Below are 25,710 nucleotides of genomic sequence, written 5' to 3'. Positions count from 1 at the left end.
ATCACTGATATAAGAAAAGAGGGATAAAGGTGAAAATTGGAGTGCCGAAAGAAGTAAAAAACAATGAAAATCGCGTGGCTATTACTCCAGCTGGTGTTACAGCTTTAGTTAACGGTGGGCATGATGTATATATTGAAACACAGGCAGGAGAAGGCTCTGGATTCCATGATGAAGATTACACAAATGCAGGAGCTTCTATTGTAAATACTGCAAAAGAAGCATGGGATGCTGAAATGGTTATGAAAGTAAAAGAACCGATTTCAGAAGAATACGGATATTTTCGCGAAGGACTTATTTTGTTTACGTATTTACATTTGGCAGCTGAAGAAGCGTTAACGAAAGCATTGATTGATAAAAAGGTGGTAGGCATCGCTTATGAAACTGTACAGCTTCCAAACAAAAGCTTGCCTCTGTTAACTCCGATGAGCGAAGTTGCAGGAAGAATGTCTTCTCAGATTGGAGCTCAATTTTTGGAGAAAACCAAAGGTGGCAAAGGGATTTTATTAAGCGGAGTTCCAGGCGTGCAAAGAGGAAAAGTAACGATTATTGGAGGAGGAGTAGCAGGAACCAATGCTGCTAAAATCGCGGTCGGATTAGGGGCTGATGTTACAATAATTGATTTAAACGCTGATCGCCTTCGCCAGCTTGATGATTTATTTGGTAAAGAAGTGACGACATTAATGTCAAATCACTACAATATCGCACAATCTGTAAAAGAGTCAGATTTAGTGATAGGCGCGGTTCTCATACCCGGAGCTAAAGCGCCAAAGCTTGTCACCGAGGAAATGGTTCAAACAATGTCAAAAGGGTCCGTTGTAGTTGATATTGCTATTGATCAAGGGGGAATTTTTGAAACAACTGATCGCATTACCACTCACGATAACCCGACTTATTCGAAGCATGAAGTCTTGCATTATGCTGTTGCTAATATGCCAGGAGCTGTTCCCCGCACGTCGACCTTAGCGCTGACCAACGTAACGGTGCCTTATGCTTTGCAAATAGCAAATCAGGGGTATAAAAAAGCGTGCTTAAAAAACCCTTCTCTTCTTCAAGGCATCAACACCCTAAATGGGTTTGTCACTTACGCGGCTGTGGCAGATGCACACGGTCTAACTTACGCTGATGCAACAACTTTATTAGAGCAAGCATAATAAGGCATGTTTTTGCGCAGTTTGTGATATGATAGCCGCGTATTCACTTGTTTTGTAACCAAAACAGACGGGGAGAATATAGAAAAGGTTAGTGTAAAAGGAGAGAATATATGATGCACGTTTCTTATCATGGACATTCTGTTGTTAAAATTGAAACAAAAGGAAAAACAATTTTAATTGACCCGTTTATCACTGGAAATGAATTAACAGATTTAAATGCTGAAGATGTAAAAGCAGATGTGATTTTACTGACTCATGGCCATAATGATCATGTAGGCGACACGGTGGAAATTGCTAAGCGCAGCGGTGCACTTGTTGTGGCAGTAGCAGAATTAGCTACATATCTTAGCTGGCAAGGCTTAAACGTACATCCAATGAGCATAGGTGGAGCCTATACATTTGATTTTGGTACGGTGAAATTGACCCAAGCTTTCCACGGTTCAAGTTATACAGAAAATAATGAGAAAATTATTTATACAGGAATGCCAGCTGGCTTGCTTTTAACGATTGAAGGAAAGACAATTTATCATGCTGGAGATACGGCTTTATTTTCTGATTTAAAGTTAATTGGTCGCCATGAGCCTGACGTAGCATTTCTTCCAATTGGAGATAACTTTACAATGGGACCTGAAGATGCGGCTATCGCAGCGGAATGGGTGCAGGCAAAGCTTGTTGTGCCAATTCACTACAATACATTTCCTGTAATTAAGCAAGATCCTCATCAATTTGTTGAGTCTTTATCCGGTATTGAAGGAAAAGTATTAAAAGTCGGAGAAGGATTGGAACTTTAATCATAAATAGAGGATGGGACAAAACGATTTCAGTTAAAGTTAAAAAAGAACGAGTAATCGATAATATCGATCACTCGTTCTTTTTTTATTGTTAAGGTGAACGTAGGTTTCACATTTGTTCATCTTTAGATTGAATCGATGCAGTTATGTCTTAATCTCTTTTTATTTGCAAAGAAACGTTCTGCTTTTTTTACTTTCCCGCATACGATAGTAATAATAAGGAGGGAGAGTTATGGAAAAAAATCGAGTTATTTTATCGCTTTTACTATGCGGAGTGATGCTTTACTATGCAATGCCGCACTTAGTGTTAACAACTTCGAATTTGCAAGGGATTTTTAGTATAAGCTGGCTTACCTTTGCTCTTTTTGTAGCCGGAGGCAATTTGTCATCACTACTTTATGCACCGCGCCGTAAAAAGGCAGGTATTCAAAAAAATAGTGCGAGAAAGCCTTTGCGTCAAAGAGGTTAGATTGAATCCATTTCACTTCCCCCGTATAATAAAAGAAAAGACATATGAAACGTAAAAACGTTTTAGAAGGGTGAAGTACACGTGGCGACAAAACATGAGCAAATTTTACAGTATATCGATTCGCTTCCAATTGGTGAAAAAATTTCAGTGCGCCAAATTGCCAAAGAACTGACTGTCAGTGAAGGCACGGCGTACCGAGCAATAAAAGACGCGGAAAATAAAGGATATGTTTCAACGATTGAACGAGTAGGGACTATTCGAATTGAACGAAAGAAGAAAGAAAACATTGAAAAGCTCACGTTTGCCGAAGTAGTAAACATTGTAGATGGACAAGTGCTGGGCGGACGTGAAGGTTTGCATAAAACGTTAAATAAGTTTGTTATTGGAGCGATGAAGCTTGATGCTATGATGAGGTATACCGAGGCCGGAAACCTTCTTATCGTAGGGAATCGAGTAAACGCTCATGAATTAGCCCTTGAAGCAGGCGCAGCCGTTTTAATTACGGGCGGCTTTGATACGGAAGAATGGGTTAAGAAGCTTGCGGATGATCTTAAGCTTCCTATTATTTCAACGAGCTATGATACATTTACAGTTGCAACGATGATTAATCGGGCTATCTATGATCAGTTGATAAAAAAAGAAATTGTGCTTGTAGAGGATATTTTAACACCCGTCTCTGAAGCGGTTAGCTTGCAGTTAACCGATACGATTGAAAAATGGCACGAATGTAACGATCAAACGCACCACAGTCGTTTTCCTGTAGTAGATCAGCATATGAAAGTTCATGGTATGGTTACCTCAAAAGATGTTATTGGATATGATCTTTCCACTTCGATTGAAAAAGTGATGACGAAAAATCCGATGACCGTTCACGGGAAAACATCGGTCGCTTCTTCCGCTCATATGATGGTATGGGAAGGGATTGAAGTGCTGCCTGTAGTGGACGATTACCACCGACTAGAAGGCATTATCAGCCGTCAAGATGTCTTAAAAGCGCTGCAAATGATTCAGCGTCAACCACAGGTAGGAGAAACCATTGATGACATTGTAACGAATCAATTTATGGACGTACAAGAGACAAAGGAAGCACCTGTCTATCGCTGTGAAGTAACGCCACAAATGACAAATTATATGGGAACTATTTCATACGGAGTTTTTACTACTATTGTGACGGAAGCTGCCAATCGTGTTCTGCGCTTATATAAAAAAGGTGATTTGGTTATTGAAAACATTACCGTTTATTTTATTAAACCGGTTCAAATTGAAAGTGTAATTGAAATTCGCCCTAAGCTATTAGAACTTGGTCGGAAGTTTGCTAAATTAGATGTAGAAGTCTACAACGCCGGAGTTGTAGTAGGAAAAGCGATGATGATGGCTCAGTTATTGGACAGAGTATAAAAAAAGAAGCTGGGACAAAAGTATGTTAGACGAAGTGAAAAACGAACCATTTATCAACCATGTTGATGAGTGGTTCGTTTTTTTTGTTAGGGTAAACGTAGGTTTCACCTGTTGAGATTCTTCTAGCCGTTGATTGGAGGGCAAGACGAAGACTCCCGCGGAAAGCGAAGTCTTGCACGGAAATCAACGGCGGTGTCTCAAGCGGTTCAGCTCATGTCTCCCATTTGTTCGTCTTTAGATTGGATTCCTCTCGTTATGCCTCAGCCTCTTTTACATTTGATCTGCTTCTTTTATTGCATAAGGCTGATAGTACTTATAAGCTTTGACACCTGCTATTATGCTACCTGAACCGAATAATACAAATAATATCCCGATGATAAGCGAAAGGTTTGTTTCGTAAATAAACCATTGATTGATCCCAAAAAATAATACAAAAGAGCCAAGACAAATACTCGATTTAGCGGAAATCCACTTTCGTTCCATTGGGCGTTTTGAACGTACGTATTTTACTTTTAAATACATGTAGAAAACAAAGGACACAACGATTAAAATCATAAAAAATGGCACAGACGCCCCTCCAGTCCGGTGTATTTCTATCCGTAATGTTTCTAGATGCTAGTAATGCGTAGTGTTGAAAGTGTTTACAGTAGTATCTATTATTTTACAGGTCAATAACAGAAAATTCTACTATTGATTGATTCTTCTTTTAAAAAGGAGAAGAGATATGATTTAATAAAGATTATGGATACAGCGCTGTGGAAATATAAGTGCATGTGGTACGTACATAAAACAAGAACAGTATTGACAGGAGAGAGAAAATGAAAGCACAAATATTAGAAGCTATTAAGCAGTTTGACACCATCATTATTCACAGGCACATTCGTCCAGATCCAGATGCATACGGATCTCAGTGCGGATTAGCGGAATTGTTAAAAACATCTTTTCCGGAGAAGAAGGTATACGTAACGGGAGAAGAAGCGGAGTCGTTAAAATTTTTATACCGTATGGATGATATCGCCGATGACACCTATGAAGATGCGCTTGTCATCGTTTGTGATACGGCGAATGAAGCGCGTGTATCAGATCAGCGCTACGCAAGTGGAAAAATGATCATTAAAATCGATCACCATCCGAATCAAACTCCTTACGGTGATTTACTTTGGGTTGAGACGTCTGCTTCTTCAACAAGTGAAATGATTTATGAATTTTACTTGGAAGGAAAAGAAAAGGGGTTAGCTCTTAATGATGAAGGAGCAAAGTTAATTTTCACTGGTATTGTCGGTGATACGGGCCGATTTTTATTTCCAAATACAAAGCCGAAAACGTTTTGCTATGCAAGTGAATTGATTCAATATGGCTTCAATTTTAAGGATGTATATGATCAGCTATACAAAATAAAAGAAAACGTCGCTCACTTACATGGATATGTGCTGCAAAACTTCACGATGTCTCCAGCGGGAGTTGCTCACATGAAAATTCCGAATGAAATTCTTCGCAAATATGATGTGACACCTGCTGATGCCTCTCAGCTAGTCGGCTCGTTAGGACAAATTGATGGAGTGAAAACGTGGGTATTTTTTGTAGAAGAAGAAAATCAGATTCGGGTCCGCCTGCGTTCAAAAGAGCTTGTGATTAATACAATTGCTAGAAAATACAACGGAGGAGGCCATCCTCTTGCGTCCGGCGCTTCCATTGACTCATGGGAAGAAGTAGAGCCTTTACTACTTGATTTAGAAGAGCTCTGCAGTCAGGAGTAATCTGTAAAATAAGCCGTTGATTTTAAATCAGCGGCTTTTTATAGTACTTTTTCCATCTTTTTAATTCGAACTTCAATCGAAAGCGTTGTATAAAAATAAATTTGATGAACTTCAACTTCATAAATCGTTTTATCGAATTCGTATTTTTTGTTTTCAATTGCTTTTTTTAAGATATCCCTGCTTCGATACGCACTTTCAATATCTTGGGCAATTAAGTGCTGCGCTTCTTCGTCGACGCTTTTTTGAATATTGTATTCCACCACAGAGTTTACTTTATAACGATGGCCGTTCACTAATTTTACTTTCACATTTTGAATAATCAAATGCTGCTTCATTTCCTTGTTTAATGCTTTTACATCTTCTTGCCATGCGCTAATTTGCAAATTTGCTTTTTTTAGCTTATCATTAGCAATTCGAATCTCCTCTAGCTCTCTATCTCTTGAAACGCCGTAAATTGTTAAAAACACTCCCCAGCTGACAATTGCTCCAATGACAATACCGGCAAAAAAACGCTGCCAGTCGGAGCGCTTGAACATTCGCTCGCTGGGTACTCTCATACAAAATGCTCCTGCGTTAACCACTTGATGATCAGAGCTCCGGTCTGAGCTCCTCCCATAGCGGATAGAATTAAAAGAATTTGTTTGAATACATCTTTTGTCGCTCCTTCAAAGAGTCCTCGCTCAAAGCTGTAAAACGTATCAAATGTTCCTCCGATGGCTCCGACAATTGCCCAGATTTTTAAGCTATTGCTGAGGGTATGCATAACGTACAGGGGAGATTTTCCAATTAAGAACCCCGCAAATGCTCCGATTAATGAACCGCCTAAAATAATACCTAATGAAGTAAAGTAACTCCAAATGAAAAGAGACATAAAAGGCTCTTTTGTCATGACGCGTCCTCCTTTACTATTTTATTGATAACTCATGCTTCCTACATATATATGGACAAACGTTCAGAGTTATGTAATTTGTCTACGCCCGCAACAAAATTTATAATGAGAATAAAGAATTAAAGAAAGGTGGGAAGTCCTGTGCCTTTTGTTCACTTACAGCTTCAAAGTTCTTATAGCTTACTAAGCAGTTCCGTTCGTATTCATGAACTTGTAGAAACAGCTAAAAAAATGAACTATGAAGCGATTGCTTTGACCGATGAAAATGTAATGTACGGAGTCATTCCTTTTTATAAAGCCTGCGTGAAAGCGGGGATTAAGCCGATTATTGGGCTTACACTATCAATTTTGGAACATGAAGAAAGCGAGCAAGCGTATCCTTTAGTTTTGCTAGCAGAAAATGATAAAGGCTATGAAAATCTATTAAAACTAAGCAGCTTAGTTCAAACAAAGGAAAAACACGGTGTAAAGAAAAAATGGCTCCAGCATTATAGCAGCGGGTTGATTGCTATTACACCTGGCGTAAGGGGAGAAGTAGAAACTCTGCTAGCAGAAAACAAACTTCAAGATGCAAAGCGAGTGCTTCAATTCTTTAAAAAAGTATATTCTCAGTCTTTGTATATATCTATACAGCGCCACGGACAGGATGAAGCTTTGATAAATCAGCAGTTAACGGAGCTTGCTGCTGAAGAAAATGTCCCGCTCGTAGCAACGAATCAAGTGAAATATTTAAAAAAAGAAGATCGGGACGCATATGATTGCTTAGCGGCTATTCGAGACGGAGAGAAATTACATAGCGGTGAACAGGTGCAAGAAGAAAGCAGCGAGTACTATTTTAAATCACCTCATGAAATGGAAGTTCTCTTTCATGATCAGCATTTTTTAATAGAAGAAAGTATAAAAATCGCAAGACGATGCGAGCTTAAAATTTCTCTAGGCGTCATGTCTATTCCAAAATACCCTGTTCCTCCGTCAGTTACATCATCAACCTACTTACGCACTCTTTGCGAGAAAGGACTGCAAGAAAGAGTTCAAGTGATCACGGAACAATACCAGAAACGCTTAGATTATGAGCTGAACATTATTGAAAGTATGCGCTTTAGCGATTACTTCCTTATCGTGTGGGATTTTATGAATTATGCTCATGAACATGGTATTTTAACAGGTCCAGGTCGTGGCTCAGCGGCGGGCTCACTAGTTTCATACGCCTTACGAATTACAAATGTTGATCCAATTCAGCATCAGCTTCTCTTTGAGCGCTTTTTAAATCCTGAACGTATTTCGATGCCTGATATTGATATCGATTTTCCTGATAATAAACGGGATCAAGTCATTCAGTATGTGGCTCAAAAATATGGAGCGCTGCATGTAGCTCAAATTATTACATTTGGAACATTAGCGGCTAAAGCAGCCGTACGTGATGTAGGAAGAGTGATGGGATTTGATCAAGAGGCGTTAAATAAAATGTCTAAAGCGATTCCAACTAAACCAGGTACAACGTTAAAAAGCGCTCTTCGTGATTCAAGAGTTCTTCAAACTTATTTAGCAGAAAATGAAGCCAGAAAGCAATGGTATAACATTGCCATGAAGATAGAAGGACTGCCAAGGCATACTTCCACACACGCAGCAGGCGTTGTGATCAGTGAGAAGCCGCTGACGCAATCTATAGCTGTACAAGAAGGACATGATGATGTATATCTGACTCAATATCCAATGGAAGCTCTGCAAGACGTTGGGCTTTTGAAAATGGACTTTTTAGGTTTGCGTAACTTAACCATTTTAGATCACATTTTAAAGAAAATTGAGCGGGACATGAACCAAAAGCTGTCACTGTCTCGTATTCCATTTAACGATCAGAAAACTTTTGAACTGCTGAGCAAAGGAGATACGACAGGGATTTTTCAGCTAGAGTCAGATGGAATGAGAAGGGTTCTTCAGCAATTAAAACCTACAGAGCTAGAAGATATTGTAGCAGTTAACGCGCTGTATAGACCCGGTCCGATGGAAAATATTCCAACTTATATTAAGCGCAAGCACGGAGTGGAGAGCGTCATATATGACCATCCCACGCTTCAAGGCATTTTACAATCCACCCATGGCGTTATCGTGTATCAGGAGCAAATTATGCAGATTGCTTCAAAGATGGCCGGTTTTTCTCTTGGAGAAGCAGATTTATTGAGAAGAGCAGTTAGTAAAAAAGAACGATCCGTGCTTGATCGTGAACGAGCACATTTTGTTCAAGGAAGCGAGAAGAAAGGATATGACCTATCCGTTGCTAATCGGGTCTATGACCTTATTGTGCGCTTTGCTGATTATGGCTTCAACCGGAGCCATGCCGTTGCTTACAGTATGGTGGCCTATCAGTTAGCTTATTTAAAAACACATTATCCGCTACAGTTCTTTTCAGCGTTGTTAACGAGCGTTATTGGAAACGAAGGGAAAATTGCTCAATATATTAATGAACTCAAAAGAAAAAAAATACAAGTTCTCCCACCTTCTATTAACAAGAGCATGTATTCGTTTAATGTAGAAGGTGAAAGAATAAGATATAGCCTTGCAGCGATTAAACATATTGGTGCGGCAGCTATGCAGGAAATAACAGAAGAGAGAAAGAAAAAAAGATTTGAAGACTTATTTGATTTTTGTGCACGTGTTTCACCAAAAGCCGTGAATAAAAAAGCGCTTGAAGCTTTGATTTTGTCCGGAGGCTTTGATGAATTTGGAGAAAATCGAGCAACTTTATTAGCAACCATTGATGTAGCATTTGAACATGCAAGCTTGGTGCTCCCTGATGATGACTTTGGATTTGGAGCTGAATTTTCGTTAAAGCCTAAATATATGGAAAAAGAGGAACTGAAAATAGAAGATCGGCTTCAGTATGAAAAAGATATGCTAGGTTTTTATTTATCAAGCCACCCTGCTTCTCAGTATGAAGCACTGAATTCCTTTTATTCTGTTGTTTCTCTTCACGATATGAAAGAACACGCTTCAGGAAAAGCGGTCTCTCTTTTAGTATTTGTGTTGGAAATTCGCGTCATTCGCACGAAAAAAGGAGAGCAAATGGCCTTTTTGCGCATTACGGATGAAAGTGGAGAAGGAGAAGTTGTTGCGTTTCCCCGCGTATTTGAGCAGAATCGTCTGCTGTTTGAACAAGGTAAGGTTTTACTGATACATGGAAAGATAGATGAAAGAAATGGGCAGCAGCAAATTGTTTGTCAACGTGCTGAAGCTGCTAGCGAAGCGGTTCAAAAATTACCGTCAGAAGAATTGTACTTACGTATAGAAACAAAGCAAGGTACGGAAAAGCTGCTTCATACTATTTATCAGCATTTTCAGTCTCATAGAGGGAAAATCCCCGTGAAAATTTATTATGAGGCAGAACGTCAATTGGTCAAGCTTCCTGTTCACTATTCTGTTGAACGAAGCGATGAGTTGATCAAAACGTTAAAAGCAATGCTTGGAGAGAAGCACGTTGTGTTCAAGAAGATATAGTCTTTACAGATTTCATGTGATGTTATATGGTAAAATAGTTAAAAAAGTGGTCTGACCACCGTTTTTTTATAAAATATACGAATTAGATGCGTTTTTCTTGAAATGAAATGCAATTGGATTTATAACATCATATGAGTGTGGGAAAGAACATGGTTCAGGCGCAGTATTTGTTATCATTTTGTTTATTGGGAGTGAAATTCATTGTCTTTACGTGAAGAAGCATTGCATATGCACCGCATTAACAAAGGTAAACTAGAATCAAAGTCCAAAATTCCTGTTCGAAACGCAGAGGATTTAAGCCTTGCTTATTCCCCTGGTGTAGCAGAACCTTGCAAAGAAATATATGATGATGTAAACAATGTATATGAATATACGATGAAAGGAAATATGGTAGCTGTTGTATCTGATGGCACTGCCGTATTGGGCTTGGGCAATATAGGCCCTGAAGCTGCTCTGCCAGTAATGGAAGGGAAAGCTGTCCTTTTTAAAAGTTTTGCCGGCGTAGATGCATTCCCAATTTGTTTAAACACGACAGATGTGGACAAAATTATAGAAACTGTTAAATTGCTAGAACCAACTTTTGGAGGCGTTAATTTAGAAGATATTGCGGCTCCTAACTGTTTTGAAATTGAAGAGCGGTTGAAAAAGGAAACAAATATCCCGGTTTTTCATGATGATCAGCATGGGACGGCTATTGTTACGGTAGCGGGTCTTCTTAATGCCCTGAAGCTGACAGGAAGAAAAATGTCACAAATCAAAGTAGTAGCGAATGGAGCAGGAGCTGCTGGCATTGCTATTATTAAATTATTATACAGCTATGGAGTGCGCGATATTATTATGTGTGATTCCAAAGGAACGATTTATGACAAGCGTCCTCACGGCATGAACCGTATAAAAGATGAAGTTGCAGCCTATACAAATCGAAGCAAAGTAGAAGGTACGTTAGCCGATGCGTTAGAAGAAGCTGATGTATTTATTGGAGTTTCGGTTGAAGGAGCACTCACATCGGAAATGATTGGAAAGATGAATCCAGACCCAATCATTTTTGCAATGGCAAATCCAGTGCCTGAAATTATGCCAGAAGAAGCTAAAAAAGCTGGCGCGAAAGTAATCGGCACCGGACGTTCAGATTTTCCTAATCAAGTGAACAATGTCTTAGCGTTTCCGGGGATATTCCGAGGTGCACTTGATGTGCGTGCTACTCATATTAATGAAAAAATGAAAATGGCTGCAGTTGAGGCCATTGCTAATTTAATTACGGAAGAGGACTTGAATACAGACTATGTGATTCCAGGGCCATTTGATGCACGAGTGGCTCCGGCAGTAGCCGCAGCTGTTGCAAAAGCAGCTATGGAAACAGGCGTTGCCCGAATAAAAGTAAAGCCAGAAGCCGTAGCTGAAAATACACGCCGTTTAGCGATTATTGAATAAGGTTACATCAACTGTTCTTTGACAGGCATGATGCTTCAAGCATGCCTGTTAAAGTAATGTAAAGTGAGTGGTAATAAACTTGAAGAATGAACGTTCAAAAGTATATGTAGAAATTCTAAAACAAATTCGCCAGCTAATGGAAGATGATCGTTTAACTACGGGTGATAAAATCCCGTCAGAACGAGAGCTTTCTGAACGGTTAGGCGCAGGACGTTCTTCCGTTCGAGAAGCGCTCAGAGCGTTAGAGCTAATTGGATTGATTGAAACTAGAAGAGGTGAAGGTACGTTTATTAAAGAAGTGGGAGATCATCAATTTATTGATTTATTAGCTACTTTTTTAATACAAGACGGCAAAACAAAGTCAGACTTAATTCAGACGAGATATATTCTGGAAAAAAGCTGTTTGTTTTCTGTTTTAGCGGAACAGAACAAAATCAATGTTTCAAAAGTAATTCAAAAGCAGAATGACGATCGCTTAAAGAACTTGTTTGACTATTTGTTTTCTTTGCAGCCTAATCGGCTATTGCACCGAATTTGGCTGATTATTTGCCGTTTTTCTCAAACCTTTCAACAAAACTCAGCGCCAAGCGACACTCTTATAAATGAATTAGTAGAGGCGCTAGTTAAAAAAGATGAAGCAGCTGTATTAAATCTTCACCATCAGTGCTACAAACAAGTGTGAAAGAAGGAATTTGTCGAAAGAGACATGCCATCTTTCTACACAAAATCAAACCGTCATCTAGTAAAGTAAATAGCAACTAATAAAGTGAAGCGAATAATTCATCCAATTTTTTCTTATATGTCGCTTGTTTTTGCGTTTGAGACGGGCTTTCATAACGTGTAAAGTAGAAGAAGAGGAAGAAGAAAGGTTCTTATGTTAAAGAAAAGAACCAAAAGGAGGTTACACCTTGTTACGAGATTTATTTACAAAAAACACAAAAACTCCAAAAAAACGAAAATATGCTACGATTCCTTCTGAGCATATGAGACAAGATGTACCTGAAGGGATTATGACCAAGTGTAAAAAGTGTAAGAAAATCATGTATACAAAAGAGTTAAATAAAAACTTAAAAGTATGCTTAAACTGTGGATACCATCATCAAATGACAGCACCAGAGCGTATTGAAAGCTTGATTGACAGCGGTACGTTTGTTGAATACGACAAAGATATGACGTCAGAAAATCCTCTTGGATTCCCGGATTATCTTGAAAAGCTCGAAAAAGATCGTGAGAAAACTAATTTAAGTGAAGCGATTGTTACGGGTGAAGGAGATATTGAAGGAATTAAAGTAGTGGTTGCTGTTATGGATTCACATTTCCGTATGGGAAGCATGGGTTCTGTAGTAGGTGAGAAAATTACTCGCGCCATTGAAAAAGCAAAGGAAATGCATGTCCCATTCCTTATTTTTACAGCTTCAGGCGGTGCACGTATGCAAGAAGGTGTTCTGAGCTTGATGCAAATGGCTAAAACTAGCGCAGCCCTTAAAATGTTCAGTGACGAAGGCGGCTTAATCATTTCGATCATGACACATCCTACTACGGGAGGAGTGTCAGCAAGCTTTGCTTCGCTAGGCGATTATAATTTAGCCGAGCCGGGCGCGTTAATTGGCTTTGCTGGAAGACGTATTATTGAACAAACAATTAGAGAAGAGCTTCCAGAAGATTTTCAGACGTCTGAATTTCTGTTGAAGCATGGTCAATTAGATGGAGTTATTGACCGTCACGATTTAAAAGACACGTTAACAACTATTTTAGATATACACGTAGCAGGAGGTGACATCGAGTGGTAAGTGAATTAGAGTTTGAACGTCCAATTGTTGAGTTACGCGACAAGATTGCAGAACTGAAAGAGTTTGCTAAAAATACAGAAGTGGATTTATCTAGCGAAATTGATAAGTTGGAAAAGCGCTTAGAAAAAGTAGAAAACGATATTTACAATCATCTAAGCCCGTGGAACCGTGTTCAAATTGCTCGTCATCCTGAGCGTCCTACAACACTCGATTATATTACTCGCTTGTTTACAAACTTTTTAGAGTGTCATGGCGATCGCTTTTATGGAGATGATGAAGCAATCGTAGGAGGAATTGCCAAGTTTAATGGCGTGCCTGTTACCGTGATTGGACATCAAAGAGGTAAAGATACGAAAGAAAATATTCGTCGTAATTTTGGTATGCCTCATCCTGAAGGCTACCGTAAAGCACTGCGTCTAATGAAGCAAGCGGAGAAATTTAACCGCCCAATTATTTGCTTTATTGATACAAAAGGAGCTTATCCAGGAAAAGCGGCAGAAGAACGCGGACAAAGCGAAGCTATTGCGAAAAATCTTTTCGAAATGGCTGGCTTAACTGTACCTGTTATTTGTATTGTCATTGGAGAAGGAGGAAGCGGAGGAGCCTTGGCATTAGGTTTAGGAAATCACCTTCATATGCTTGAGAACTCGACGTATTCAGTTATTTCTCCAGAAGGAGCGGCTGCCATTCTTTGGAAAGATTCTTCTCTTGCTAAAAAAGCTGCTGAAACGATGAAGATTACAGCACCGGATTTGAAAGAACTGGGTATTGTAGATGAAATGGTTTCAGAGGTAAAAGGCGGAGCTCATCGAGATATCGATGCACAAGCTGGATACATGGAAAGCATTATTAAGAAGTCATTAAAAGAACTGATGAATTTATCAAAAGAAGAGCTAGTGGAGGAGCGTTATTTAAAATACAAAAAAATCGGACAATTTGCAGCTGAAAACGATGCCATTACTATAAAATAAAGAAACGTGCACTCTTGAAAAATAAGGGTGCGCGTTTTTGTGCGGTTTGTATAGCCCTTCTCTATTGTGTTTACAAGTTCTTCGTGGTATTTTATAGACAGCAAAAACCTTTAAGTAAAAGTAGAAAAAGAGTGTTTTTAAAAAAATTCCTATGGTTATTAGCAGCTGTGCGAGCGTTTGTCTTTTCTCTAAAACGTGAGATATATAAGACAAATCAGGCAGCAAGTATTGCTGTATGAATTGCAGGGAATAGTAAAACAAGAAGCAAACGATGAAGAAATTCATCGTTAAAGTGCTGTGTATTTGTTTGCTATTTGATTCAGCGCTATGTAGGTATTTCATAAGTTACACGTAAAGCAAGGTGAACAGGTTAAGGCAACAAAATATTTGTTCACAGCCTGCTTGTAAAAGGTTAGTAAAGGAAATAGCTGTTTGCTCTACCTAAAGAGTAAATAGTAAATATATAGGAGGAAATTTGAATGCGTAAAACTAAAATTGTATGTACTATTGGACCAGCGAGTGAAAGTGTAGAAAAATTAGTTGAACTAATTAACTCAGGCTTAAACGTTTGTCGCCTAAACTTCTCTCACGGTGACTTTGAAGAGCATGGTGCACGTATCGTTAACATTCGTGAAGCTGCGAAACAAACAGGTAAAACAGTAGGTATCTTACTTGATACAAAAGGACCTGAAATTCGTACAAACACAATGGAAAATGGTGCAATTGAGTTAGAAGAAGGCGCTGAAATCATTGTTTCTATGACAGAAGTAGTGGGAACAACTGAAAAATTCTCAATTACATATCCAGGTCTAATTGATGACGTACACGTAGGATCAAAAATCCTTTTAGATGACGGTTTAATCGGTCTTGAAGTACTAGATGTCAATAAAACTGATGGTGAAATCAAAACGAAAGTACTTAACCCTGGTACATTAAAAAATAAAAAAGGTGTAAACGTGCCAAACGTAAGTGTAAACCTTCCTGGTATCACTGAAAAAGATGCAAACGATATTGTATTTGGTATCGAACAAGGCATTGATTTTATCGCTGCTTCTTTTGTGCGTCGTGCATCTGATGTATTAGAAATTCGTGAACTACTAGAAAAACACAATGCAGCTCACATTCAAATCATCTCAAAAATCGAAAACCAAGAAGGCGTAGATAACATCAAAGAAATCCTTGAAGTTTCAGACGGCTTAATGGTTGCTCGTGGTGACTTAGGAGTAGAAATTCCTGCTGAAGAAGTACCATTAGTACAAAAAGATCTAATCAAACAATGTAATGCACTTGGCAAACCAGTTATTACAGCTACACAAATGCTTGATTCAATGCAACGCAACCCGCGCCCGACTCGTGCGGAAGCAAGTGACGTTGCCAATGCTATTTTTGATGGTACAGATGCAATTATGTTATCTGGTGAAACAGCTGCGGGTTCTTACCCAGTTGAAGCTGTACAAACAATGCATTCAATCGCTTCTCGTGCTGAGCAAGCTCTAAACTACTCTGAGATTTTACAACAGCGCAGCAAGCAAGTTGGCCCATCTATTACAGATGCAATCGGACAATCTGTTGTACACACAGCGCTTAACTTAAACGCTAGTGCAATCGTAGCGCCAACAGAAAGTGGTTATACAGCGAAAATCGTTTCTAAATATCGTCCGCAATCTCCAATCGTAGCTGTTGCAGCAAACGATTCTGTTGCACGTCGTCTTTCTCTAGTATGGGGTGTTACACCAGTTGTTGGTGAGCGCGTAAGTACAATTGACGATATGTTAGATCACGCTGTAAATGACGCAGTAAAAACAGGCGTTGTAGCACACGGTGATTTAGTTGTTATTACTGCTGGTGTTCCAGTTGGAGAATCAGGTGCAACGAACTTAATGAAAGTTCAAGTTGTAGGTGACGTTCTGGCTAAAGGACAAGGAATTGGTCGTAAAGCAGCAGTTGGTAAAGTAGTTATTGCTAAAACTGCTGAAGAAGCAAATGCAAAAATGACTGAAGGTGCTATCCTTGTTACAAACAGCACAGATCGCGATATGATCAGTGCAATCGAAAAAGCAGGGGCTCTTATTACGGAAGAAGGCGGTCTAACAAGCCATGCAGCTGTAGTAGGATTAAACTTAAGCATTCCTGTCATTGTAGGTGTAGAAAACGCAACAAGCGTATTCTCAGAAGATCAAGATATTACAGTTGATGCTTCACGTGGTGTTGTATACAACGGACACGCAAGCGTACTGTAAGAAACACGTAGATGATTGAAAAAAAGAGAAGGGGAAATCCTTCTCTTTTTGTTTAGGCAATTCAATAAGCGAAGAGGTGATGATGGTGAGGAAGCTTCTTCCGCTCCTTCTTATTGTACCTGCTGTTGAGGTAATGATTTTGATTTATTCAAGTCATCTCATTGGTGTAATGTCAACATTTTTACTGATTATTGCTACCAGTTTTATTGGTGCGTTTCTAGCGAAAAAACAAGGAACATCTCTTTTTCAAAAAGCACAGCGTCAGATGAGCCAAGGACATGTTCCAAGCGGTGAAATCCTTGATGGTATGTGTGTACTATTTGGCGGTTTGTTTCTACTGTTTCCAGGCTTCTTGACAGATGTTGTAGGCTTTATCTTTTTACTGCCGTTTACACGCAAAATCGTTAAGCCTTTCCTTTTAACGTGGCTAAGAAGATTTTTTCAAGGACGTAATCGAATGACGATTATTCGTTAACTAGAAAGTGTGTGAAAGAAGCTTCTTTCACACACTTTTTCATTTTCCTATAATAAACTGCCACGTTTCTTTAAAAACCCCCGTTGTATGAAGTGTTTTTAGAATAACAAGAATAACAGGGCCAACTATTAATCCAAAAAATCCAATCAATTGATATCCTACAAATAAAGCAATTAATGTAGCAAGAGGGTCAAGACCAATGCTCGATGACAGAATCTTGGGCTCCATAATTTGTCGCTGGACAAGTACTACAGCATATAGTACCGAAAGTCCTACAGCAAATGACACATTATCTGTTGCAAACGCATAAATCATCCAAGGAACAAAAACCAGTCCTGTTCCGAGGTAAGGAAGAATATCTACTAAGCCGATTAATAAAGCGACTGTAATAGCATAATCAACCTTAAGAACAAGTAAACCAAAAAGAACGATGATTGTGGTAATCGAAATAAGCGTAAGCTGAGCTTTAATAAAACCAAACAGTGCATTTTTAAGCTCCACAACAACTGTCTGTCCATTTTCCCTTACTTTTTTAGGAATAAACACGCTGCTTTTAGTCATCAGCTTGTACCAATCTTTACTAATAAAAAAAGTAGCCAGTAATGAAAAAATAATCACAGTAGCTGCATTAGGCAATACGGATAAAAGTACTGGGATGCTTTGCAATACATTTTGCAAAAAATCACCCACCGTTTGAGCGATATGGTTGCCTACGCCTTTAATGTTCGATAAAATAGTTGCTTGCTGACCGGTATTTAAGTTATTAAACATAGAAGTAATGCGTTCATAAAACGGAAGTATTTGTTCTGTAGCAATATTTTCAATAAATATGACCACTTCTTTGAAATTTGTGGGAACAACTTTCGCTAAATACGTACTTCCTGCAATGATTTCTGTGATAAGTAACGTAATAAGTCCGGCCAAAAGAGAGAAGATAAGAACCATTGATAGTAAAACAGCTAAGTAGCGTGGTAAACGCAGCTTCAATTCAAATAGATTAACCATAGGATTTATGAAAAAAGCGATGCAGCAGGCGATAATAAATGGATATATGAGAGAAGAGACATAATAACTAAGAAATATAGATGCTGCAATAATTACCAACACACAAGCTAAGCGAAATAGTCGATGTAAATGAAGCTTGTACACAATAAATAGAGGCCTCCTTGTAAACGATAGTCAACAAAAGAAAAAGCTACTCATAAAATATTTACGTAATACGCTTTAGATTTATCACAATAAAAAAAGAAAGGATGAGTAAAATGTTCTCACAACCCATGCTTTTTTTAGCTGTTTTACTCGTAATTGGATTAGTGGCTAAAAATCAATCATTAATCATTGCAGTTGCATTTTTACTTATTTTAAAATTAATCGGGTTAGACGGTAAGGTTTTTCCGTTTCTACAATCAAAAGGAATTAATATTGGAGTAACGGTTATTACAATTGCCGTTCTTGTGCCAATTGCAACAGGAGACATAGGGTTCAAACAATTAGGAGAAGCTGTGAAATCTTCTTATGCTTGGATTGCTCTAGGAGCCGGAATTGCTGTAGCAATTATTGCCAAATATGGACTTACACTCTTGGAAGATGATCCGCATATTACGACCGCTTTAGTTTTTGGCACAATTCTTGCTGTGGCGCTGTTTCAAGGGGTAGCAGTAGGTCCGTTAATCGGTGCTGGAATCGCTTATTTATTTATGAAATTAACTGAACTTTTTTCGTAGAAATTTTTGTATAATAATAATTTTTTTAAAATTTCTTCTCTCTTTTGATTCACAAAAGTCAGATAATTGTTTATAATATATTTTGAGGCCGCATCTTTTTACATACAATTGTATGTTTTACCTATAGGGCTGTAACAAAGCAATGACACATGCAGATGTTTTGATTTTGTGTGTTATTGAAACAAATGGAAATGTAAGCATTTTCTTTACGTGGGGTGAAGGAATGTTCTTCCAAGATATATATTCAAAAGAGGCGCTTCGTATATCATTTAATGTCTAGTTGAGCAGAGGCTCAATTTTGTTTTTCACGTTTTACACAGAAAGGTATGGGGAATTTTTTCTGTAAAGGAGTGGAGATTTATGACAGCAACTCGAGGTCTAGAAGGGGTAGTCGCTACAACGTCAGCAGTAAGTTCAATTATTGATGACACTTTAACATATCAAGGCTACAATATTGATGATTTAGCGAATTATGCAACATTTGAAGAAGTGGTGTATTTACTATGGCACGGAAAATTACCTAACAAAGAAGAATTATCTGTGTTTTCTAGATTACTAGCAGAAAACGCTAAATTACCCCAAGAAGTCTTAGATCATTTCAAAACTTATCCAATTCAAGATGTTCATCCAATGGCAGCTTTAAGAACAGTCGTATCACTATTGGGGTTGTACGATCCTGAAGCTGATTTAATGGATGAAGAAGCAAATTATCGCAAAGCTGTTCGTTTGCAAGCACAATTACCAACGGTGGTAACGGCTTTTTCAAGAGTCCGTAACGGATTAGAGCCAATTGAACCAAACGAAAACTATAGCATTGCCGCTAACTTTTTATATATGTTAACCGGCGAAGAGCCAACTGATATCCAAGTAGAGGCATTTGATAAGGCACTTGTCTTACACGCTGACCATGAGCTAAATGCTTCAACTTTTACAGCTCGTGTCTGTGTGGCAACATTATCTGATATTTATTCAGGAATTACAGCCGCTATTGGAGCGTTAAAGGGTCCTCTTCACGGGGGAGCGAATGAAGCTGTTATGAAAATGTTGTCTGACATTCAAACAGTTGAAAACGCAGAACCTTACATTCGCGAAAAGCTCGCGAAGAAAGAAAAGATTATGGGATTTGGACATCGTGTGTATCAGCAGGGTGATCCTCGTGCCAAGCACTTGAAAGAAATGTCTGAAAAACTTACAAAACAAGCAGGAGATACAACGCTATACGATATGTCAGTGAAAATTGAGAAAATCGTAACAGGCGAGAAAAAGCTTCCGCCAAACGTTGATTTCTATTCAGCTTCTGTATACCACAGCTTAGGTATTGATCACGATTTATTTACTCCGATTTTTGCCGTAAGCCGCGTATCAGGATGGATTGCTCACATTTTAGAGCAGTATTCAAACAATCGTTTGATTCGTCCAAGAGCTGATTATATCGGTCCTGGAAAACAAACGTACATTCCGCTTGAAGAGCGCAGCTAAACAATGTGACGAAGGTGCTCACGTTCGTTGAGCACTTTTCCATAAGTGAAAGTAGACAATTTTTTAAGGAGGTCATTCTCATGACAAAAGGTGAACAAATTTCTGTAGCAAACGGCGTTTTAAACGTACCAAATAACCCAATTATTCCATTTATCGAAGGTGACGGAATTGGTCCGGATATCTGGGCAGCAGCTTCCCGCGTATTAGAAGCAGCAGTTGCAAAAGCATACAATGGTGAAAAAGAAATCGTTTGGAAAGAAGTATTAGCAGGTGAAAAAGCATTTAATCAAACTGGCGAATGGTTACCGGAAGAAACGTTAGATGCAATTCGCGAATACATAATTGCAATCAAAGGACCATTAACGACACCAGTAGGCGGTGGAATTCGTTCTCTAAACGTGGCATTGCGTCAAGAATTAGACTTATTCACATGCTTACGTCCTGTTCGCTACTTTGACGGCGTACCTTCTCCAATTAAGCGCCCAGAAGATACAGATATGGTTATCTTCCGTGAAAATACTGAAGATATTTATGCTGGTATTGAATATGCGAAGGGTTCTGAAGAAGTACAAAAACTTGTTTCATTCCTACAAACGGAATTAGGCGTAAATAAAATCCGTTTCCCTGAAACTTCTGGATTAGGTATTAAGCCTATTTCTTCTGAAGGAACGGAGCGTCTTGTGCGTGCAGCAATCAACTATGCGATTGAACAGGGCCGCAAGTCTGTTACGCTTGTACACAAAGGTAACATTATGAAATATACAGAAGGCGCATTTAAAAATTGGGGCTATGAGCTAGCTGAAAAAGAATTCGGCGATAAAGTATTTACTTGGGCTCAATATGACCGCATCGTTGAAAAAGAAGGTGCACAAGCTGCAAACAAAGCTCAAGCAGAAGCGGAAGCAGCAGGAAAAATTATTGTAAAAGATTCTATTGCAGATATCTTCTTACAACAAATTTTAACTCGTCCACGTGAATTTGATGTAGTAGCAACAATGAACTTAAATGGAGATTACATTTCAGATGCATTAGCAGCACAAGTTGGCGGTATCGGAATTGCTCCAGGAGCAAACATCAACTATGAAACTGGACATGCTATCTTTGAAGCAACTCACGGTACAGCACCTAAATATGCTGGTTTAGATAAAGTAAACCCATCTTCTGTATTATTATCAGGTGTGTTAATGCTTGAACACCTTGGCTGGAATGAAGCAGCGGATTTAATCATGAAATCAATGGAAAAAACAATTGCTTCAAAAGTAGTAACATATGATTTCGCACGTTTAATGGACGGCGCAACAGAAGTGAAGTGTTCAGAGTTTGCTGATGAATTAATTAGCAATCTAGGAAAACAAGTAACAGTTTAATAGCTATTCATTTAGGGGAGGAATTATAATGGCAAATATGCGTAAAAAAGTATCTGTTATCGGAGCGGGCTTTACGGGAGCTACAACTGCTTTTTTAATTGGTCAAAAAGAATTAGCTGATGTTGTATTAGTTGATATTCCGCAATTAGAAAATCCAGCTAAAGGTAAAGCGCTGGATATGTTAGAAGCAAGTCCTGTACAAGGCTTTGACGCTAACATTACAGGAACAGCCAACTACGAAGACACAGCTGATTCTGACATTGTCATTATTACAGCTGGTATCGCGCGTAAGCCAGGTATGAGTCGCGATGATTTAGTCACAACGAACCAAAAAATTATGAAGTCTGTTACTCAAGAAGTTGTTAAATACTCGCCAAACTGTCACATTATCGTGTTAACAAACCCGGTAGATGCTATGACGTACACAGTATTTAAAGAATCTGGTTTTCCTAAAAACCGCGTAATCGGTCAATCAGGCGTATTAGATTCTGCACGTTTCCGTACGTTCGTAGCGCAGGAGTTAAACATTTCAGTGAAAGATATCACAGGTTTTGTACTTGGTGGACATGGCGACGATATGGTACCTCTTGTACGCTACTCATATGCTGGCGGTATTCCTCTTGAAACGCTTATTCCAAAAGCGCGTCTTGAAGCAATTGTTGAAAGAACACGCAAAGGCGGCGGCGAGATCGTTAACTTATTAGGCAACGGAAGTGCGTACTACGCTCCTGCTGCTTCTTTAGTGGAAATGACAGAAGCGATCTTAAAAGATCAGCGTCGTATTTTACCAGCGATTGCTTACCTAGAGGGTGAATATGGTTATAACGGCATCTACTTAGGTGTTCCGACCGTATTAGGAGCTGTAGGAATTGAGCAAGTAATTGAATTAGAACTTACTGATTCTGAAAAAGCTGCGTTAGATCAATCAGCAAAATCAGTCAAAACTGTCATGGGTGTATTAGCTTAATACAATAAAGTAGGTTTGAGTATAGGTTTTTATAGATATTCAAACAATAGTCACAAGGAAAATTCGAGGGAAACCTCGAATTTTTCTTGTATATAAAGAAAAACTATTACTTTATACAAAAGGTGGAATGATGATGGTATTAGGTAAAAAACAAAAAATAGGTCGAAGTATTGAAGATATAAAAGTTGGAGAAAAGTTAACGCTAACTGAACGAATTGAAGATAAAGATATCTTATTGTACTTAGGGCTGACAAATGATTCTAACCCTTTATACATTCAGCATGATTATGCATCTCAGACACCTTTTAAGAAACCTATTGTGCCAAGCATTATGATTACCGGTATTATGACAGCAGCCATTTCAAAGTACTTGCCCGGACCTGGAAGCCATGTTGCAGAACATACGGTTGCCTTTCCCAAAAAAATTCATCATTATAGTACGATTGAATTTTTATTTGAAGTCACAGAGGTAGATGTTTCTTCTAAAACTGTTACGATTGAAGTAGAAGCGGTCAATGAACAAAAAGAGAAAGTAGTAACGGCTCGGTTTCTTGTGTATCCGCCGCTTAGACTTCCATCAGTAGAGACACATGACTTTGAAAATTTTTAAAACGCCCTAAATATTGATAAATATAGAAGAAGCTCTTTAGCCATATTTTCTGAAAATGTTGAAATGTATTGGAGAACGAGGCTAAAACATTGTATGATAAGAGAAGATAAATAGAAAATAATATCATTTGGGTGAAGCTGCGGTTTAATTTAACTAGATGGAGGCTTATATCGTTAATATGAGTAAGAAATTATTAGTCGTAGATGATGAACAATCAATTTCAACATTATTACAATATAATTTACAACAAGCTGGCTTTACAGTAGAAACAGCTGAAGACGGGGAAGAAGGATACAACAAGGCATTAGAAGGAAAACCTGATTTAATTGTGTTAGACTTGATGCTTCCTAAAATGGATGGAATTGAAGTTTGTAAAAAGCTTCGTCAGCAAAAAGTGATGACGCCTATTTTAATGTTAACTGCAAAAGACGATGAGTTTGACAAGGTATTAGGGCTAGAACTTGGCGCAGATGACTACATGACGAAACCATTTAGTCCTCGAGAAGTAGTAGCCCGTGTAAAAGCCATTTTACGCAGAACACAAATTATTGCTCAGGAAAATGAACAGGAGGAAGATGGCGAACGCATCATGATTGGTGATTTAAAAATTCTTCCAGATCATTATGAGGCCTACTTTAATCAAGAGCAGCTTGAGCTTACTCCGAAAGAATTCGAGTTATTATTATATTTGGCAAAATACAAAGGACGGGTATTAACTCGTGATCAGCTGCTGAGTGCAGTGTGGAATTATGATTTTGCCGGAGATACGCGAATTGTAGATGTGCACATCAGCCATCTGCGTGAGAAAATTGAACATAATACGCGAAAACCGGTTTATATAAAAACGATTAGAGGATTAGGATATAAGCTGGAGGAACCAAAGGTAGATGAATAAATTTCGTTCAAGGCTACTTTTGGCTCTATTAGTACTTATTATTATTGTATTAGTAGGTCTTGGCCTGCTGCTGGGGCAGTTGTTTAAAAACTTTTATTTTCAAACGTTTCAAGAGCGAATGGAAAAAGAAGCAAAGCTTGTGGAAATGTACATTAGTGAAGAAGGCATCACAAGTCCTGCTTTAAAATCTAAAGTTGATCAAATCAGTCATTCGCTAAGTGTACGAACGACTGTCGTTCAAAAAGATGGAAAAATATTAGTTGACTCAAATCCAGGTAGCAAGCAGCAAAGAATCGAAAAAAGTATTGTAATCCAACAAGTATTAAAAAAGCAGTTAAACAGCAAAAAAAGCTTTGATCAAATTAAAGAAGATTACGACTTATATTACTATGGTATCCCGCTTATTATAGAAGGTAAGCAAGAGGGATTTGTTGTTTTGAGTACATCGTTTGATTCATTAAAACAAGTAAATCAGCAAATCTGGGGGCTTCTTATTGGAAGCTTAGGTCTAGCTTTGATTGTGATTTTACTCTTAGGTGTAAAGATTATGGGGCGCTATACCCGTCCTATTGAATCGGCAACCAAGGTGGCTATGGAACTTGCAAAAGGGAATTATAAAGCTCGTACATATGAAGATTATGTAGATGAAACAGGGATGCTGAGTCAGTCTATTAACGCACTTGCTCGTAATCTGCAAGAGTCTATCACTAATCAAGAAATGCAGCAGGACAGGCTGCGCACCCTAATTGAAAATATGGGAAGCGGTATGCTTCTGATCGATAGTCGAGGCTATATAAACTTAGTGAATCGAGCTTATAAAGAGCAGTTTCATATACATCCGGACGATTTCCTTTATCACTTGTATTATGAGGTATTTGAGCACAAAGAAATCATTAAACTTGTGGAAAAAATATTTATGACCGAAGTAAAGGTTCGAAAACAAGTCGTTTTGCCTTTAAATATTGAACGAAGATATTTTGATGTTTACGGAGCGCCGATTATTGGCTTAAACGATGAATGGAAAGGCATTGTGCTTGTTTTCCATGATATTACCGAGCTGAAAAAACTAGAACAAGTGCGCCGTGACTTTGTAGCGAATGTGTCTCATGAACTAAAAACGCCTATTACGTCCATTAAAGGGTTTAGTGAGACATTGTTAGACGGTGCCATGGAAGATCCAAAGCTGCGAGAGCAGTTTCTATCTATTATTCTAACGGAAAGCCAGCGCATGGAGAGCCTGATTCAAGATCTTTTGGATTTATCTAAAGTTGAACAGCAAGGTTTTAAACTAAGCATTCATTCAGTAGATTTGAATACCCTTCTCTATGAGGTCATAACAGTGCTATCGAACCGAGCGAATGAAAAAGAAATCACTCTAACGTTAGATACGCTTCCTGAAGAAGCGTGGATTGATGGTGACAGTCAGCGCCTTATGCAAGTGTTCGTTAACTTAATTGGCAATGCGCTCATGTATACAATGCCTGGAGGAACCGTTCACGTTTCGCTTGAAGAGGAAGAAGAAACGATTACGGTTCATGTTCAAGATACAGGTATCGGTATTGATTCTGATGAAATTTCACGTATTTTTGAGCGTTTTTACAGAGTAGATAAAGCAAGAAGCCGCAATTCCGGAGGAACAGGTCTTGGATTAGCAATTGTTAAACATCTTGTTGAAGCTCATAAAGGGGAAATTGAAGTGAAAAGTGAAGTCAATAAAGGGACAACTTTTTGGGTGAAGCTGCACAAGTATTTGCCGCAGATGTAAAATGTTTACGTTCCTTTTACAATTTATTTAATGTAGCTTAATAATTAAT

At 38.5% G+C, this 25,710-nt stretch carries 23 protein-coding genes; 19 read left to right on the top strand and 4 right to left on the bottom strand.

The window, feature by feature from the left end:
• The first annotated feature begins 29 nt into the window (after window positions 1-29).
• The 4 genes from ald to LJY09_RS23680 all read left to right on the top strand — a co-directional run bounded on the left by ald (window position 30) and on the right by LJY09_RS23680 (window position 3,809).
• Window positions 30-1,151: an alanine dehydrogenase gene (gene ald, locus LJY09_RS23695; RefSeq protein WP_014458028.1), complete on the top strand. Its 1,122-nt coding sequence runs from the start codon at window positions 30-32 to the stop codon at window positions 1,149-1,151.
• A gap of 113 nt (window positions 1,152-1,264) precedes the next feature.
• On the top strand, window positions 1,265-1,942 hold the full coding sequence (locus LJY09_RS23690; protein ID WP_028411792.1) for a metal-dependent hydrolase: 678 nt from the start codon (window positions 1,265-1,267) through the stop codon (window positions 1,940-1,942).
• 232 nt (window positions 1,943-2,174) lie between these two features.
• Window positions 2,175-2,411, top strand: a complete 237-nt coding sequence (locus tag LJY09_RS23685) for a hypothetical protein (protein ID WP_028411791.1) — start codon at window positions 2,175-2,177, stop codon at window positions 2,409-2,411.
• 81 nt (window positions 2,412-2,492) lie between these two features.
• The gene (locus LJY09_RS23680; protein WP_028411790.1) at window positions 2,493-3,809 is read left to right on the top strand and encodes a CBS domain-containing protein; all 1,317 of its coding nucleotides are present in this window, start codon (window positions 2,493-2,495) and stop codon (window positions 3,807-3,809) included.
• A gap of 270 nt (window positions 3,810-4,079) precedes the next feature.
• Here the strand turns inward: LJY09_RS23680 and LJY09_RS23675 are convergent, their stop codons facing one another.
• Entirely contained in the window at window positions 4,080-4,376 is a 297-nt protein-coding gene (locus LJY09_RS23675) for a YtpI family protein (RefSeq protein WP_028411789.1), read from the bottom strand.
• Window positions 4,377-4,627: 251 nt separating this feature from the next.
• Between LJY09_RS23675 and LJY09_RS23670 the strand changes: the two genes are divergently transcribed.
• Window positions 4,628-5,566: a DHH family phosphoesterase gene (locus LJY09_RS23670; RefSeq protein WP_155010574.1), complete on the top strand. Its 939-nt coding sequence runs from the start codon at window positions 4,628-4,630 to the stop codon at window positions 5,564-5,566.
• Window positions 5,567-5,604: 38 nt separating this feature from the next.
• On the opposite strand, the gene ytrI is transcribed toward LJY09_RS23670, so the two are convergent.
• Both ytrI and LJY09_RS23660 read right to left on the bottom strand, forming a co-directional pair.
• On the bottom strand, window positions 5,605-6,123 hold the full coding sequence (ytrI, locus tag LJY09_RS23665) for a sporulation membrane protein YtrI (protein ID WP_014458035.1): 519 nt from the start codon (window positions 6,121-6,123) through the stop codon (window positions 5,605-5,607).
• Complete coding sequence (locus LJY09_RS23660; protein ID WP_013059455.1) at window positions 6,120-6,455, bottom strand: sporulation membrane protein YtrH; 336 nt, start codon at window positions 6,453-6,455, stop codon at window positions 6,120-6,122. The genes ytrI and LJY09_RS23660 overlap by 4 nt, the downstream gene beginning before the upstream one ends.
• A gap of 141 nt (window positions 6,456-6,596) precedes the next feature.
• Here LJY09_RS23660 and dnaE point away from each other — a divergent pair, with 141 nt between their 5' ends.
• The 7 genes from dnaE (at window position 6,597) to LJY09_RS23625 (ending at window position 16,854) form a co-directional block, all read left to right on the top strand.
• Window positions 6,597-9,947 carry a DNA polymerase III subunit alpha gene (gene dnaE, locus LJY09_RS23655; RefSeq protein WP_033579615.1) on the top strand — a complete coding sequence of 1,117 codons (3,351 nt, stop codon included), beginning with the start codon at window positions 6,597-6,599 and terminating at the stop codon, window positions 9,945-9,947.
• A 201-nt stretch (window positions 9,948-10,148) separates the two neighbouring features.
• A complete protein-coding gene (locus tag LJY09_RS23650) occupies window positions 10,149-11,378 on the top strand; it encodes an NADP-dependent malic enzyme (protein ID WP_028411786.1) in 1,230 nt (409 codons plus the stop codon).
• Window positions 11,379-11,457: 79 nt separating this feature from the next.
• A complete protein-coding gene (locus LJY09_RS23645) occupies window positions 11,458-12,060 on the top strand; it encodes a FadR/GntR family transcriptional regulator (RefSeq protein WP_028411785.1) in 603 nt (200 codons plus the stop codon).
• A gap of 226 nt (window positions 12,061-12,286) precedes the next feature.
• Window positions 12,287-13,168 carry an acetyl-CoA carboxylase, carboxyltransferase subunit beta gene (accD, locus tag LJY09_RS23640; RefSeq protein ID WP_028411784.1) on the top strand — a complete coding sequence of 294 codons (882 nt, stop codon included), beginning with the start codon at window positions 12,287-12,289 and terminating at the stop codon, window positions 13,166-13,168.
• Window positions 13,162-14,139 carry an acetyl-CoA carboxylase carboxyl transferase subunit alpha gene (gene accA / locus LJY09_RS23635; RefSeq protein WP_047749772.1) on the top strand — a complete coding sequence of 326 codons (978 nt, stop codon included), beginning with the start codon at window positions 13,162-13,164 and terminating at the stop codon, window positions 14,137-14,139. Before accD ends, accA begins: the two co-directional genes overlap by 7 nt.
• Before the next feature lie 479 nt (window positions 14,140-14,618).
• Window positions 14,619-16,379, top strand: coding sequence for a pyruvate kinase (pyk, locus tag LJY09_RS23630; protein ID WP_045291184.1), 1,761 nt, complete (start codon window positions 14,619-14,621; stop codon window positions 16,377-16,379).
• A gap of 82 nt (window positions 16,380-16,461) precedes the next feature.
• The gene (locus tag LJY09_RS23625) at window positions 16,462-16,854 is read left to right on the top strand and encodes an FxsA family protein (RefSeq protein ID WP_033579618.1); all 393 of its coding nucleotides are present in this window, start codon (window positions 16,462-16,464) and stop codon (window positions 16,852-16,854) included.
• A gap of 39 nt (window positions 16,855-16,893) precedes the next feature.
• Here LJY09_RS23625 and ytvI read toward each other — a convergent pair whose 3' ends face one another.
• Window positions 16,894-18,003, bottom strand: a complete 1,110-nt coding sequence (ytvI, locus tag LJY09_RS23620) for a sporulation integral membrane protein YtvI (protein WP_098999239.1) — start codon at window positions 18,001-18,003, stop codon at window positions 16,894-16,896.
• Between the two features lie 113 nt (window positions 18,004-18,116).
• Here ytvI and LJY09_RS23615 point away from each other — a divergent pair, with 113 nt between their 5' ends.
• The 7 genes from LJY09_RS23615 to pnpS all read left to right on the top strand — a co-directional run bounded on the left by LJY09_RS23615 (window position 18,117) and on the right by pnpS (window position 25,661).
• Window positions 18,117-18,578 carry a DUF441 domain-containing protein gene (locus tag LJY09_RS23615; protein WP_013059446.1) on the top strand — a complete coding sequence of 154 codons (462 nt, stop codon included), beginning with the start codon at window positions 18,117-18,119 and terminating at the stop codon, window positions 18,576-18,578.
• 360 nt (window positions 18,579-18,938) lie between these two features.
• The gene (gene citZ / locus LJY09_RS23610) at window positions 18,939-20,057 is read left to right on the top strand and encodes a citrate synthase (RefSeq protein ID WP_028411779.1); all 1,119 of its coding nucleotides are present in this window, start codon (window positions 18,939-18,941) and stop codon (window positions 20,055-20,057) included.
• Window positions 20,058-20,131: 74 nt separating this feature from the next.
• The gene (gene icd, locus LJY09_RS23605; protein WP_255255780.1) at window positions 20,132-21,424 is read left to right on the top strand and encodes an NADP-dependent isocitrate dehydrogenase; all 1,293 of its coding nucleotides are present in this window, start codon (window positions 20,132-20,134) and stop codon (window positions 21,422-21,424) included.
• 28 nt (window positions 21,425-21,452) lie between these two features.
• Window positions 21,453-22,391 carry a malate dehydrogenase gene (mdh, locus tag LJY09_RS23600; protein WP_228307445.1) on the top strand — a complete coding sequence of 313 codons (939 nt, stop codon included), beginning with the start codon at window positions 21,453-21,455 and terminating at the stop codon, window positions 22,389-22,391.
• 133 nt (window positions 22,392-22,524) lie between these two features.
• Window positions 22,525-23,001: a MaoC family dehydratase gene (locus LJY09_RS23595; RefSeq protein WP_028411778.1), complete on the top strand. Its 477-nt coding sequence runs from the start codon at window positions 22,525-22,527 to the stop codon at window positions 22,999-23,001.
• A gap of 178 nt (window positions 23,002-23,179) precedes the next feature.
• Complete coding sequence (locus tag LJY09_RS23590; RefSeq protein ID WP_013085192.1) at window positions 23,180-23,896, top strand: response regulator transcription factor; 717 nt, start codon at window positions 23,180-23,182, stop codon at window positions 23,894-23,896.
• A complete protein-coding gene (pnpS, locus tag LJY09_RS23585) occupies window positions 23,889-25,661 on the top strand; it encodes a two-component system histidine kinase PnpS (protein ID WP_155010572.1) in 1,773 nt (590 codons plus the stop codon). The genes LJY09_RS23590 and pnpS overlap by 8 nt, the downstream gene beginning before the upstream one ends.
• The last annotated feature ends 49 nt before the right edge of the window (window positions 25,662-25,710 follow it).

This window comes from Priestia sp. J2 (assembly GCF_020790095.1).
Taxonomy (GTDB): domain Bacteria; phylum Bacillota; class Bacilli; order Bacillales; family Bacillaceae_H; genus Priestia; species Priestia zanthoxyli.
This window is presented reverse-complemented; position numbering and strand designations above follow the sequence as displayed.

Bases quoted from the DNA above. Each gene is read 5' to 3' on its own strand.
- mdh (WP_228307445.1), top strand. From the start codon at position 21,453: ATGGCAAATATGCGTAAAAAAGTATCTGTTATCGGAGCGGGCTTTACG.
- LJY09_RS23595 (WP_028411778.1), top strand. From the start codon at position 22,525: ATGGTATTAGGTAAAAAACAAAAAATAGGTCGAAGTATTGAAGATATA.
- LJY09_RS23690 (WP_028411792.1), top strand. From the start codon at position 1,265: ATGCACGTTTCTTATCATGGACATTCTGTTGTTAAAATTGAAACAAAA.
- citZ (WP_028411779.1), top strand. From the start codon at position 18,939: ATGACAGCAACTCGAGGTCTAGAAGGGGTAGTCGCTACAACGTCAGCA.
- pnpS (WP_155010572.1), top strand. From the start codon at position 23,889: ATGAATAAATTTCGTTCAAGGCTACTTTTGGCTCTATTAGTACTTATT.
- LJY09_RS23660 (WP_013059455.1), bottom strand. From the start codon at position 6,455: ATGACAAAAGAGCCTTTTATGTCTCTTTTCATTTGGAGTTACTTTACT.
- LJY09_RS23590 (WP_013085192.1), top strand. From the start codon at position 23,180: ATGAGTAAGAAATTATTAGTCGTAGATGATGAACAATCAATTTCAACA.
- pyk (WP_045291184.1), top strand. From the start codon at position 14,619: ATGCGTAAAACTAAAATTGTATGTACTATTGGACCAGCGAGTGAAAGT.
- LJY09_RS23670 (WP_155010574.1), top strand. From the start codon at position 4,628: ATGAAAGCACAAATATTAGAAGCTATTAAGCAGTTTGACACCATCATT.
- LJY09_RS23615 (WP_013059446.1), top strand. From the start codon at position 18,117: ATGTTCTCACAACCCATGCTTTTTTTAGCTGTTTTACTCGTAATTGGA.
- LJY09_RS23625 (WP_033579618.1), top strand. From the start codon at position 16,462: ATGGTGAGGAAGCTTCTTCCGCTCCTTCTTATTGTACCTGCTGTTGAG.
- ytrI (WP_014458035.1), bottom strand. From the start codon at position 6,123: ATGAGAGTACCCAGCGAGCGAATGTTCAAGCGCTCCGACTGGCAGCGT.
- LJY09_RS23685 (WP_028411791.1), top strand. From the start codon at position 2,175: ATGGAAAAAAATCGAGTTATTTTATCGCTTTTACTATGCGGAGTGATG.